Below are 13,619 nucleotides of genomic sequence, written 5' to 3' on the forward strand. Positions count from 1 at the left end.
TCTTTTATCTTCTGCATGGAAATAAGCGTAAAATTAAAATCCTGAAAATTGAATATATTCTCGAAATTTATTCTAAAATATTGTTCACAGTACCGAGAAAAACGAGCAAGTTGCAAGAAATTTATTTTACCTTTAATGCCTAAATAAAACATTAGCAGGTGGAATATAAAATTTTTTCTTGTCTGCTTGATATTTGAAAAAATATCTGAACTTAAAGTATTAAGTATAAATGCATTAGCATTTGGATATTCGTTGGTTGTCATTACTTTATAGATTTTGGTCAATCTACTAAGATATTGATAATCAGCGAACTATCCAAGTTATTTAATGCTTATTTTGTTGAAAATCAATCAATTATATCTATTTATAACGAACTATTGTTTTATATGATAAGATAAATTTCCCGGTTTGATGTGAACGATTAAGTTAGCTTTAGGGTAGATTTTTGCGTCAAATTATTAAATTCCTAGTCGAAAAGCATGTAGGACGTATTACATACGTCCCCTGCATAAGCTTAAGACAGTTTCTTAAATTAGTCCTTCGGGGAGGATTAAATATAATACTTTCTTTTTGGCATCTATTTTTTCGATAAAATCTTCTGTGGCAGGTATGATTAGCTCGTCATCCCCGTTCTTTATGAGGAACAATGTATTCAGTGTTTTGTCGTCTACAGCTTCTATTGTGCCCAGTTTTCCGTAAACTTTGTCGACAACCGAGAAACCGATAAAAAAGTTCCATGAATATTCGATATCCTCGTCAATGTCTTCTTCATAATATTTACGCGGAAAGTAGACTTCCAGTCCTGACATCCGTTGCGCTTTCTCCTCATTGTCTATGTCTTCGAAGGTAATCAGGGCTGTTTCACTACCTTTGAAACGATATTCTTCCATAAAGAAAGGTACAAATATACCATCTATACGGCATATAAGATAAGGGCAATCGACACGGTCGAATACATCGTTCTCAAAAGCAAAACTTATCTCGCCCTTGACTCCGTGAGGCTTGATAAGTTTACCTATCTTAAATACTTCGCTATCTTTTATCATAGCCGTTAGTATGTTGTAGGTCGCCGACCTGTTGTTTATTTCTTTTTCTGTTGGTTGTTCTTCTTCCCGTTGTTGTTATTATTGTTGCGTTGACCTAAGTCTTTCATTTCGGGAAGTCTTATATCCGAGTTGCGAATGTCTATTTTATGTCCTGATAAGTCGTACAGGTCAATAAATATCTTCAGGTCGTCAACATCCTTATTCCACTGTATATATGATTTTTTCATGTGTGTGGCAACAAGTAATATGAATTGCTCTCTCTCTTTTGGATTTTCAATCTCTGTTGCTATTTTAACCATTTTCTCCAGTGTCTTACCATAATGACGGTATTCCATGTCGGGGCGGCTGTACTCTATTTTCCCCGGTTTTGTGTTCAGGTCTTCTTTTCTCACCACTTCGTAAGGGTAGTCTATATCCAGTTTAAAATCGGACATGATAGCCAGATGATCCCATAGGATATGCTTGAAATCATTCACATCACGAAGGTGGGGGAACATATTTCCCATAATATTTATGATCGAGTCTGCACAACGTTTACGCTCGTTACGGTCAGGTATCGCCATGCAATAATCGACCATATTTTGGATGTTTCTTCCATACTCAGGAAGAGCCAGTTTTTTTAATTGGGTATTATACTCCATATTTTATTTTATGTTCAAATTACGATTTTATTCACAGATGAGAGCTAGCCGGAAATTTTCTGTAGTTTTTTGCCAGTCTATGTGATAATCATCCGGCTAACAAGACTGCAAAGATAATATTTTAGTTGCAGATTATTGTTGTTTTAAGTAAATAATCGGGACAACTGTATCAATTTTCAGCCTCTGCCGGAGAGCCGTAGGGGCGTATTGCATACGCCCGGTTCTACATAAGGCTGAGAATATTTTATATTAATTGAGGGCTACAGTCTCTTGCTTCGGAGTTGATAGTGTTTCCCTATACAGATTTTGATCACCCAATACCTCTATGGCTTTGGCCAAATCCGGATCATGCTGCAACAGATAAAGTTTCTCTCCTTTTTGGTAATAATAGCGTTTTACAATAGCCGAATTGATCTGCTTCATAATATCATTCCTGAACGTTTCGAGATCTCTGTCCAAGTTTGGTACAAGTTTTGCTTCCAGAGCTTTAAATTCATCTCCCGCATATTTCATATAACCTTCAAATTCCATAATCTCTTTTAGCGAAGCCATCGATTTTTCGCTCATACGGTCATACTGGAAGTCTTTCGATTTTACAAACCTCTTAAAGTCTTCATAATCTTCATCCGAAATAGAGAAACTATCGGGTGTGTCTATCGATTTATGTTTTGAAGCCCAGTCGGTAACCCAGTCGAAGACGATATATTGGTTGTCGAGGTAATATGTAATGGTAGGCGTTTTTTCCTCTTCCATAATAATGTCGGGTGTTACACCTCCACCATCTCTTACTGCGCGTCCTGCCTCTGTGTAGAATACTGTGGTCAGGCTGTCGGGGATACGCCCTACACTGCCGTCAGGGTTCCTGTGTGAATAGTCTATCGCCTGCACGCATCTGCCGCTAGGTATATAGTATTTAGATGATGTCACTTTCATCCCGCCGCCATAAGGCATCTCGCGTGTTACCTGCACCAGCCCTTTACCAAAGGTGCGTTCACCTACAAGCACAGCCCTGTCCATATCCTGCAATGAGCCCGCTACGATTTCCGCGGCAGAGGCTGAGCCCCTGTTGGTAAGCACTACAATCGGTATTTCCGTATCTATGGGATCCAGTGTGGTGCGGTATGTCCTGTCGGTCTGTTTGAGTTTTCCTTTTGTAGACAGCACTATTTTTCCTTTTGGCACAAACATATTTACGATCTGTACGGCTTCTTCCAGGATACCCCCGCCATTCTGGCGTACATCAAAGACCAGTGACTCCGCGCCTTGTTTTTTCAGGTACAGGAAAGCATTTTTTACGTCTGTCGCGCTTTTATCGGTAAATGTGCTGAAATTGATATAGCCCACAGTAGGGCTAACCATTCCGAAGTATGTGATAGGGTCTATTACTACCTTCTCGCGTGCTACTTTTACAGTTACAGGTTTCTTTTCTCCCGGGCGCTCCACTTTTACTTCTATTGTCGTTCCGGGCTGTCCTTTAAGGTTACTGCTTACATAGCTGCTCAACGTACGCCCATACAATTCGCCGGGAACCGAGTCGCATCTTGTCATATCCTTCCCGTCTATGGATAAGATAATGTCTCCGGCTTTCAGTCCGGCTTTGGCAGCAGGCTTGTCTCCGTATGGCTCTATAATGGTTACCCTTCCGTCTTTGAAGGCTACTATTGCCCCCACTCCGGCGTATTCTCCTGTGATCTGGGTGCTGAATTCCTTCATGTCCTCATCGTTGTAATACTCGGTATACGGGTCGAGGGTGTTCAGCATATCGTCTATGCCTGTGCGTATGGTTTTATTTATATCCACACTGTCTACATAAAACATATCCATTTCGCGTACTACGGAATTGAATATCTCTATGTTTTTGTTTATATCGAAGTAACGTTGTTGTTCTTTATTTTTATCCGGATTGTTTTGTGCCTGAATCAAAGAAGTACCCCATACTAAAGGGATAGCTAAGAGTAGAATAAACCTGTTTCTCATTGAGCCTTATTATGTATGTTATTTATATTCAACTATGTTTCTATTTTCACACAAAGGAAATACTTTTTTATAAATAAATGGAAAATAGAATGGTTATATATGTCTTAATTTTAACAAAAAACGTAAAAAGGAAGATTAGCGTACTAACTGCTAGTTGTTACCTGTTACCTGTTGTCTGCTTACTGTCACACTGTCGGCAGGCTCATTCCCGTAATCTTCCGGTACAAGTCGAGCGCGTATACATCTGTCATTCCCGATACGAAGTCGAGCACTGCCAGTATCCGTTCGTATAGCGTAGGCGCGTCAGTCTCATATTGTTCGGGTATGCGGCTTAGTATGAGTTTCGAATACTTCGCGTCCCTGTCTTCTATGGCAGTGATAAACGTATCGATGAGAAACCCTATTATGCGGTGTCCGGCCAACTCTATGTCTACAACGTCCTTTGTCTTATATATTTTCTTGTAACTGATATCTGTAGCTATCCGGTAAGCCTCATTGGCTGTGCCGGAAATATATTTTATCAGTGACTTCCCGAATTTACCATCCAGTATTTCCTGTTCGTTTTCGAGGAATACTTTCGAGCATTCATCAACCAACAGCCCGATAACACTCGAACGCAGGTATGCGATCTGTTCATTGATATCGCTTACTCGCTGCAATGTTTTCTGCATTTTCCTTTGCCTTTCTTCCGGGAAGAAATTGAGGAAAAGCTCCTTGGTCTGTTCCGTTGTAAGCAGCCCCAGTTTATGGGCATCCTCCAAGTCCATTATTTTGTAGCAAATATCATCGGCGGCCTCTACCAGATAGACCAGTGGGTGCCTTGCATATTTGAGTGGCGATTCTTCTATGCAATGCATACCTAGTGTGTCTGCTATCTGTTTGAAGTCTTTTTCTTCCGCCTTGAAGAACCCGAATTTACCATCCGACGTTACCGAAGAATAAGGATATTTGACTATGGATGCCAACATCGAATATGTTAAGACAAACCCGCCGCGACGGCGTCCGTTGAACTGGTGTATCAGCAGGCGTATGGAGTTGGCGTTTCCTTCAAAATTGGTGAAGTCTTCCCAGCGACCACCTTCTTCTTTGATTTTTTCTTCTAAATATTTGCCTTTCCCTTCCGAAAAATAGCTGGAAATAGCTGTCTCGCCCGAGTGCCCGAAGGGTGGGTTGCCCAGGTCGTGGGCGAGGCATCCGGCAGCTATGATGGCGCTGATTTCCTCAAAGTCGGCAGGGGAATCGGGATACCTTTTCCTTAGCTCTTTGCCTACTATCATTCCTAACGAGCGCCCCACGCATGATACTTCGATGCTATGGGTGAGCCTGTTGTGGACAAATATACTGCCGGGAAGCGGAAATACCTGTGTCTTGTTTTGCAGTCGGCGGAATGGCGCAGAAAAAATAAGCCTGTCATAATCGCGTTGAAAATCAGTGCGGTCGTGATGTTTTTCATCATGATATTCTTCCATGCCAAAACGTCTTGCCGAGAGGAGTTGCTGCCAATTCATTGTTTATCCTGTTTTGAATACCGGGCAAAGATAAAGTTTTTTAGAGTCTGTTTAAATTTTATAGCAAATCTTTTTTATAGCTATTTTTAGATGGATTTTATCCTTTTTGCTAGCCGGTTTAGCGGGCTAAACCAAGAGTAAAAAGGGAATTGAAAATCGGCGGAGCCAAAAATACGCTAAAAAGAGCATAAAAAAATTGCTAAGAACTATTGACATGAACCTGTAATAAAAATTTTCGCTAAAATTGAAACTGGCTCTTAAAGTTATTCGTTTAAAATAGAGAATAGATAAAGAGTTTTTAAGAAAGTCTTAAGTACATCTTATCCGATTTCTTTAAAAAGGTTTTATATTTGAAGTCTTATTGAAGAGTACCTCAGGTTTCTCTTACTTGAATCTGTTTCATAAATGAATGCAACTCCCGATAAAATAAAGCAACGTGTGCAAACACTGGTTGTGGCTTGTGGCATCATCCTGATGACTGGTAAGTTTACAGCCTATTTTCTCACTAATTCGGTTGGTATACTGACGGATGCGATGGAAAGCATCGTAAATGTTGCGGCCGGACTGATAAGCCTGTACGCCATTCGCAAAGCTGCCAAGCCAAAAGATGAAGACCATCCGTTCGGGCATGGTAAGATCGAGCTGATATCAGCCTCGATAGAAGGTATTCTTATATTTATGGCAGGTGGGCTTATTGTATACGAGGGGATTCAACGCTTATTCGCTCCTTCTGTGATTGAGAAACTGGATGTCGGTATCATCGTTATCGCGGTAGCCGGATTGGTGAACTATATTTTAGGGTGGTATAGCATACGGCAGGGACGTAAGTATGACTCAATCGCACTTGTGGCAGGAGGAAAGCATCTCCAGTCTGATACATATTCTACGATCGGACTGGTAGCCGGACTGGTTATTCTTTATTTTACCGGATTGGCTTGGATCGACAGCGCACTGGCTATTGTTTTTGGAGGGATAATCGCTTTTACAGGCATCGGTATTTTACGCAAGACCATCAATAACCTGATTGATACGGCAGACGTGGAAACCTTGGAAAAAATAGCCGTTTCGATAAGTGAAAACCGGAAGACAGACTGGATCGATATACACAATCTTAAAGTACTGAAATATGGTAGCGATTATTTTATTGACTGTGACCTTACTCTGCCTTGGTACTACAACATCAGCGAAGGACATCAGTCGTGCGAAGAATTGAGGATATGTATTCTCAACTTATTTCCTCAGGATGCGCTGATATCTATCCATTCCGATTCCTGCCTTGAAAAATATTGCCCGGTATGCCAGATCAAAGATTGTAAATACAGGAAAGAACCATTTTCTAAAACGGTACCGTTTACTTTGGATAAATTAATCATGGCGGAGGATGGTTAAGGGATAGAAACACATCCGAAACATTAAACTTTTTGTATCATTTTTTCGTTGATTACAGGATGAGGTATAAAAAATGCTATACTTCAGGCTTTATTTATAATGCATTATTTCCCGTTAACTAAGAGCCTGTTTAAATTTTAGCGAAAATATCTATTATAGGCTCTGACTGTTTATTGACTTCGTCGATTCTTTGAATTCTTAGCAACTTTTCAATGCTCTTTTTACCGTGTTTTTTCCTTTTTTCTTTTTGATTTAGCCCGCTAAATCCGCAAGTAAAAATAAAAAAATCCATCTAAAAATAGCTATGAAAAAGTTTACTATAAAATTTAAACAGGCTCTAAAAAAGTTAACTTTGCACCCGATTTTAAAAACTGCACTGCATTCCTGTAATGAAAATAGATAAATCTTATACAGTTGCCCTGATTGTCGCTATTGCTTTTTTTATGCAAGGGCTGGATACTACGGCAGTGAATACCGCCATACCGGCTATGGCGCGTTCTTTCGGTACGGATGTGGTACATCTGAGCGCCGGGGTAACCTCTTACCTGATTGCATTGGCTATATTTATCCCTGTGAGCGGATGGATCGCAGACCGTTATGGTACACGTAAGGTGTTTTGTACTTCTATTATACTGTTTATTACGGCTTCGGCTTTGTGCGGTACGTCGCAAACATTGACACAATTTATTATATTCAGAATATTTCAGGGGATGGCGGGGGCTATGATGACTCCTGTTGGGCGACTGGCTGTATTAAAGTCCGCGCCAAAGGAACAGTTGGTAACGGTAATGGCATATATTACATGGCCGGCTCTGGTTGCGCCTATACTGGGGCCTATCGTAGGCGGATACCTGACCACGTACTGGTCGTGGCACTGGATTTTTTATCTTAATATTCCCATCAGTATAATCTGTGTCGCTCTGGCATGGCATTTTATTCCTGAAGAAAAGAATGACGGTTTACCCAAAAAACGGTTCGATGCTGTGGGTTTCGTGCTTAGCGGGCTGGCTTTAGCCGGGTTTATGTACGGGGTAGAGTTGCTTAGCCGGAAAGAAGTGCCTTATTATGTTTCGATAATTGTTGTTTTGGCTAGTATATGCTTATTGTTGTTTAATATCCGTTATTCAAAGCATATCTCCAATCCATTAATAGATTATTCGATAGTCAGAATACCGACTTATAAAATCACAATATTCACAGGTTCGCTCTCGCGTATGGTGATAGGTGTAGCGCCTTACCTTGTGCCGTTGATGTTTCAGGAAGGGTTCGGTTTGAATCCGTTTCAATCGGGCTCTTTATTCCTGGCTACTATGGCCGGAAATCTGGCGATGAAGCCTGCAACTATATGGGTAATGCGCCACTATAATTTTCGTACTGTGCTTGTTGCTAACGGATTCCTTGTAGCCCTGTTTACGTTTTTTACAGCGTTGCTACTGCCTACAACCCCTGTAATATTGATAGTAGTGGTTATGTTCCTTTCAGGAATGTTCCGTTCTATGCAATTTAGTGCGATCACTACACTGGCATTTGCCGAAATACCTCAGCCCCGGATGAATGCGGCTAATACGCTGTATAGTACCGTACAACAAATGTCTACAGGTATGGGTATCGCTATGGGAGCGGTCTTTTTGCGTTTCTCGAATATGATAAACGGTCATACGGAGCACTATAGTGTAGCTGATTTTCGTCTGGCATTTATTTTTGTTGCCATATTGGGAGTTGTTTCTCTATATGGCTTTACCAAACTGACACCTACTGCCGGAGATGAGGTAAGGGTAACAAAGAGGGATAGGAACGGGTAAAAGCAAAATTGACTACATGCAGCTTTTTCTTATACATATTCATCTGTATTTATAGAGAGTAACCCTTATTATTGTATTATGAAAAAGTTATTTCCTGCATTATTTCTATTTTCTCTTCTTCTTTCGTGTACAGATAGTAATAGATCCGATGATATGGTTGCATGTACAGAAGAATTAAGGACAATCAGCGTTGGGGTGCAGCATAAAGATGGAAGCCCTTATGCATTGGACAGTGTAAAAACTTTTATCGAAACCGAAGTCGGATTAAAAGATATTAATATCTTTAATGATTTTGATAGCCAGGGTTTCAAAAATTGTCGGGAAGATGGAATTTATCCGGTAACCGGAGATGGGCTGACCCGCCATTATCCGGATTTTGTGATGCCTACAAAATGGGATGAGGTAAAACTTGTAGGAGTTGTTATCTTTGTCGGGTATAAAGATGATAAGGAGTTATTCAGGAAAAACATCAAGGTCTATACAGATGCATGCCATGTGTTTTGTGATGAAAAAGATTTAGCGGTAATTGATTTAGAATAAGGAGTGTATAACTGATGCCACGAAAGCACAGGTATTTTTACTTGTGCTTTTTTTATAAATAATGTAGGTTGGGAGTTAGATTTGCTTAAATTATGTGTTCTTTAATCCTATGCATAAATAATATCCCCTGAAAAAACTTATGGCGGATTTTTTATGACTAGCTATTAAACAATTATCTTTGCTGCTTGAAAGAATAAATAATAATCAGGATTCGTCAATGCGAAAAAAGCTTCACTTATTAATTGTATTTCTATTAATATCATTTTCTATACAGGCCCAGTTTGCTATCAGGTATCAGGTCGCTCCACCCAAACCTGCTGATTCGCTCGATATAGCTTACTATTCTAAAAAAAACGGATGGGGCGCGGCTGCCCAAAATTTTAGCCTGAATATGGCTATCTGGGGATTCGACCGTTTCGTTATGAAGGAAGAATTTGCATATATAAATATGCACACTATAAAGACAAACCTTAGTCATCGCTTTGTCTGGGACAACGACCAGATGGGAACGAACATGTTCTTGCATCCGTATCATGGTAGTTTGTACTATAATTCCGCCCGCTCGAGAGGATACAATTACTGGCAGTCGGGACTCTTCGCACTGGGGGGGAGTGCTATGTGGGAGTTGTTTATGGAGAATGAATATCCGTCATTTAATGATATTATAGCCACACCTATAGGCGGATTGTCGCTGGGGGAGGTGTTTTACCGTACATCAGACCTGGTGCTGGATGACAGAAGGGAGGGGACGCACCGCTTCGGACGCGAGCTGGCCGGTTTTCTGATCGCCCCTACCAGAGGGCTTACACGCATTCTCAATGGCGATGCCTGGCGCAGGCGTTCTACTACCGGAAAACAGTTTGGAGTACCCGATGTCAGTGTGGAAGTATCTGCCGGAGTACGTGTCCTTGAACTGAAAGGAGAGATTCTGGACAAAGGTGTAGGGGCTGCGATGGACGTTAATATAGAATACGGGGACAGGTTTTCCGATGAGAATGAAAAACCATACGACTATTTTACATTTAAGAGCAACCTGAATATACACAGTTCGCAGCCAATGCTTAGCCAGCTGAACATAATCGGGCGATTATATGTCACAGACCTCGTAGACACCCAAAAAGATTTCCTTAGTCTGGGCTTTTATCAGCATTTCGACTATTACGATTCGGATACGATATCAGATGTTTCGGGTAAAATCCCGTATAAGTTCTGTACTCCGGCATCATTCGGAACAGGACTTATCTATCAGAGCAAACGTGTGCGAAATGTTGGATTTGACGCATATATGCACGCGAATCTCGTATTGCTCGGCGGCTCGCTCAGCGACCATTATGTAGTGGATATGCGTAACTATAATCTGGCGAGCGGCTTTAGCACAAAGCTTGGTTTTAACCTGACCTATAAAGACAGGATAAGCTTGTCCGGCAATTATGAAATCTATCGTATGTTTACATGGAAAGGCTATCCTCAGGATATAGACTGGGATAATATCGATGTGCATGAATTCGACTATCAGGGAGATAAATCGCAGGCTATACTGCACGCTATAAGCCTCAGGGCGGATGTGAAGTTGAGAAAACATCTATTTCTCACTGGCATCGCATATAGCTATACCCGCGATACGAATTATAAATATTTTGATGATGTGTTTTCCAGTACTGCGGAAGGCCGTTTAATGTTAACTTATAAATTCTAAATAAAATGACTATATCCGAAGCTCCATATCAGGAAGTATTACTGATGCGCCACCGAGTGATGTACCCCGGCAAGGACATTGAATATGTAAAATTGCCCGAAGATGAAAAAGGATTGCATATCGGCGTATATGAAGACGACAGGCTGGTTTCCGTTATGTCTATTTTTTTGCATGGCAGGGAGGTTCAATTCCGCAAACTAGCTACCGATACCGGTATGCAGGGGAGGGGATATGCTTCTGCCCTGATGAAATGGCTTATCGACTATGCCAATGATATGAAATTCGACCGCCTGTGGTGCAACGCGCGTACAAATGCGACAGGCTTCTATGAGAAATTCGGTTATGAAGAAACCGATAATCGTTATTCGAAGGATGGCTATGATTATGTTGTAATGGAGAAAAAGTTCAATCCTTGATTCTTGAGCAGAGCCTTCGTCAGGTATGTAATTGATAATAACAGCTGTGGCCTTTTGTATCATTAACTTCGTTTTACCCTGTCGAATATTGTTTCTGACCAAAAGGAAGATTCCGTTAATTAAATTTGAACGTTTTAAGTAGCGAGGGCAGAACTGAATTAAAAATTCATGTTATGCCGAGTCACGACAAACAACGTTCACTGGAGCGAAGCGTATGTAAAACGACTAATGAAATTGAACTCCTTTTTCAACGCAAATCGTATTATTATGACAATATTCCTGACAGCTACTAGGGGATCCAATCAATTATGTATGCTCCTGTATTCCGCTTTTTCCACTCAGTCAACTCTTTATAGCTGGATACCCCATCATTGATTACTGCTTTATAATATTCTATACCCATTATCTTGTCAGTATCGGGTGTCTCATATTTTAACCGTAAAATTGTCTGTCTCATTTCGGGTGTTAAAACCTCTATTATCCGCTCTGCAACACGCTCAAAATAGCCATCATAAAAAGAGCCTTTCAGTATATGGATCATATCTATCTGCCACAACTCGTTTTCCTTATCAAGATACCAGGCATGCCATTCTATACATTTTTCATCCGTATCAATCAGATTAGCATATTCAATGCGTTTTACAGAAGGGTTGGTCGCCAATTTCGTTATGGCCCGAAAGCTGTCGCCAATGTCTAGAGGGGCGGAGTATATATGAAAATCGATATCACGGTGCGTCATTAAAAGTCCCGTTTTGAGAGAGCCTACTAAATTAATTTCGGCGCCGATAGACTGCCAGATACTGATAATATCAATATCATCAACAATCTCCCAAGCCCGTTTTTGATTTCTCTCCGCAATTCTTAATATATTATCCATAACATCATTCTATACTGAAGAAGACTGTAATATTCTATTTCAGCCGTTTCTTTATCGTAGCGGGATTGCCTGCAACCATACAGTTGTCGGGTACATCCTTCGTAACTACGCTTCCAGCCCCTATCACTACATTGTTGCCGATAGTAACACCCGGCAATATATTGACTCCTGCTCCTATCCAAACACTATTCCCTATAGTAACAGGGTAAGCATATTCGAGCCCCTGATTGCGTTGCTCCTCATCCAATGGATGACCGGCCGTATAGATACCTACATTGGGTGCGATAAAGGCATTATCACCAATCGTAACCTTAGCCCCGTCAAGAATCACAAGATTCATATTCGCATAAAAATTTTCTCCTATCTCAATATTATAACCATAATCGCAATGGAAGGGAGGTGTAAAGATAAATTCATTTCCGGTCTTACCCAGCAATCGTTTTAGCAGTTCCCGCTTCTCTTCATATTTATTGGGATGCAGCAGATTATATTCAAACAATATTTCCTTGGCTCTTTGCCTATCCGCTATAATCTCATCATTGTAGTTTGCATCATACAACAGCCCTTTTGCCGCTTTCTCTTTTTCTGTCATAGTTGAAGTTATAAATTTATAAATCGATACTTAAACGAATCATGTGCCGGCATTCGATACCATTCTCATAAATCGGCTCTGCGTAATGCTTCCTGAAGAAATCAAAATCCACAGAGGTAATCGTAAACCCGCACTTCTGGTAAAGCGCCATTTGCCCTATGCCCGCGTTACCTGTGCCCAGTTCCAATACCTTATAATTGCCATCTCTAGCTCTGTCGATTGCATACTGAACCATCTTCTTCCCATATCCCATATTATGATATTGTTCTGCGATTGCCAGATTTACCAGTTCGATTGTGAACGGACGGGTCGGCAGTAAGACAAATACGCCAATCACTTTACCGTCCAACTCTCCTACATAGCACGTTCCTCTATTTAAATAGTCTGAGACAGCCTCTGCCGAAGGGTCTGCCAAATAAAGCAAATCGTAAGGAACAGCCTCTTCTTTATTTAATATCCTGATAATTAATTCGTTCATTTGTGAAATTCGTTTATTGTTGATTAATAATGCGAATCAAGGGTTAAATGTGCCGTTAGGCACATCATATTGGTAGAAACATGAATGAAATTCGTTTTTTTGTGCCGTCAGGTACAAAATGTGAATTGTTCTGTAGATATTGCGTACCTGACGGCACGCAATTAACCGGTTAAAGCTTCTTTCTACCAACATTCAGTCCCTAAAGGGACAAAAAATAGCACAATTAACCCTTGATTCGCATTAATAAGTAATATTTATTGTTGTATTTGACTCCAGCGATTCTTCAATTCAGAAATGTAGGGGCGAACCTGTGTGTTCGCCAATTTTTCGGGCAGACATATAAGTCTGCCCCTACATCGCCTCATCAAAATACGTCATTAATTATTATCATATACTTATTTATGTCAATCAGTAGTTGATAAGTTAAATGTTCAATTTCATTAGTCGTTTGTCGTGACTCGGCATAACATAAAATAAATTTTAGTTCTGCTCTCGCTACTTAAAATGTTCTTTTATTTTTTACATAAAGGCTATCCTAGGCTAAATACTTTAGCCGTAGCTTCCTACTGCCGCGCCCTCCCGGGCTTGCCCTTCCTTTTGGCATTGCCCAAAAGGAAGCAAAAGGCTAGTGCTTTGTCCCTCGGCGACCCACCAACG

At 40.6% G+C, this 13,619-nt stretch carries 13 protein-coding genes; 5 read left to right on the forward strand and 8 right to left on the reverse strand.

Annotated elements, in window-relative coordinates; genetic code table 11:
* From D0T84_RS22635 to D0T84_RS18695, 5 genes are all read right to left on the reverse strand, one after another.
* The coding region (locus tag D0T84_RS22635; RefSeq protein ID WP_370525460.1) for a hypothetical protein at positions 1-263 on the reverse strand (263 nt) is incomplete at its 3' end.
* 264 nt (positions 264-527) lie between these two features.
* Positions 528-1,046, reverse strand: coding sequence for a ribosome maturation factor RimM (rimM, locus tag D0T84_RS18680; RefSeq protein WP_163309373.1), 519 nt, complete (start codon positions 1,044-1,046; stop codon positions 528-530).
* 35 nt (positions 1,047-1,081) lie between these two features.
* Complete coding sequence (locus D0T84_RS18685) at positions 1,082-1,687, reverse strand: DUF4290 domain-containing protein (RefSeq protein WP_163309374.1); 606 nt, start codon at positions 1,685-1,687, stop codon at positions 1,082-1,084.
* Positions 1,688-1,936: 249 nt separating this feature from the next.
* On the reverse strand, positions 1,937-3,664 hold the full coding sequence (locus D0T84_RS18690; RefSeq protein WP_163309375.1) for a S41 family peptidase: 1,728 nt from the start codon (positions 3,662-3,664) through the stop codon (positions 1,937-1,939).
* Between the two features lie 185 nt (positions 3,665-3,849).
* Positions 3,850-5,172: a deoxyguanosinetriphosphate triphosphohydrolase gene (locus D0T84_RS18695; protein WP_163309376.1), complete on the reverse strand. Its 1,323-nt coding sequence runs from the start codon at positions 5,170-5,172 to the stop codon at positions 3,850-3,852.
* Between the two features lie 405 nt (positions 5,173-5,577).
* On the opposite strand from D0T84_RS18695, the gene D0T84_RS18700 reads away from it, so the two are divergent.
* The 5 genes from D0T84_RS18700 to D0T84_RS18720 all read left to right on the forward strand — a co-directional run bounded on the left by D0T84_RS18700 (position 5,578) and on the right by D0T84_RS18720 (position 11,015).
* Entirely contained in the window at positions 5,578-6,561 is a 984-nt protein-coding gene (locus D0T84_RS18700; protein WP_163309377.1) for a cation diffusion facilitator family transporter, read from the forward strand.
* 389 nt (positions 6,562-6,950) lie between these two features.
* Positions 6,951-8,363: a DHA2 family efflux MFS transporter permease subunit gene (locus tag D0T84_RS18705; protein WP_163309378.1), complete on the forward strand. Its 1,413-nt coding sequence runs from the start codon at positions 6,951-6,953 to the stop codon at positions 8,361-8,363.
* Between the two features lie 78 nt (positions 8,364-8,441).
* Entirely contained in the window at positions 8,442-8,903 is a 462-nt protein-coding gene (locus tag D0T84_RS18710; RefSeq protein ID WP_163309379.1) for a hypothetical protein, read from the forward strand.
* A 217-nt stretch (positions 8,904-9,120) separates the two neighbouring features.
* Complete coding sequence (locus tag D0T84_RS18715) at positions 9,121-10,599, forward strand: DUF3943 domain-containing protein (RefSeq protein WP_163309380.1); 1,479 nt, start codon at positions 9,121-9,123, stop codon at positions 10,597-10,599.
* 5 nt (positions 10,600-10,604) lie between these two features.
* The gene (locus D0T84_RS18720) at positions 10,605-11,015 is read left to right on the forward strand and encodes a GNAT family N-acetyltransferase (protein ID WP_163309381.1); all 411 of its coding nucleotides are present in this window, start codon (positions 10,605-10,607) and stop codon (positions 11,013-11,015) included.
* Between the two features lie 289 nt (positions 11,016-11,304).
* On the opposite strand, the gene D0T84_RS18725 is transcribed toward D0T84_RS18720, so the two are convergent.
* The 3 genes from D0T84_RS18725 to D0T84_RS18735 are packed head-to-tail and all read right to left on the reverse strand — an operon-like array spanning position 11,305 to position 12,962.
* Positions 11,305-11,892, reverse strand: coding sequence for a phosphoglycerate mutase family protein (locus D0T84_RS18725; RefSeq protein ID WP_163309382.1), 588 nt, complete (start codon positions 11,890-11,892; stop codon positions 11,305-11,307).
* Between the two features lie 34 nt (positions 11,893-11,926).
* Positions 11,927-12,484 carry a sugar O-acetyltransferase gene (locus D0T84_RS18730; RefSeq protein ID WP_163309383.1) on the reverse strand — a complete coding sequence of 186 codons (558 nt, stop codon included), beginning with the start codon at positions 12,482-12,484 and terminating at the stop codon, positions 11,927-11,929.
* A 16-nt stretch (positions 12,485-12,500) separates the two neighbouring features.
* Positions 12,501-12,962: a GNAT family N-acetyltransferase gene (locus D0T84_RS18735; protein WP_163309384.1), complete on the reverse strand. Its 462-nt coding sequence runs from the start codon at positions 12,960-12,962 to the stop codon at positions 12,501-12,503.
* Between the last annotated feature and the right edge of the window lie 657 nt (positions 12,963-13,619).

Source organism: Dysgonomonas sp. 521 (genome assembly GCF_010501055.1).
Classification (GTDB): domain Bacteria; phylum Bacteroidota; class Bacteroidia; order Bacteroidales; family Dysgonomonadaceae; genus Dysgonomonas.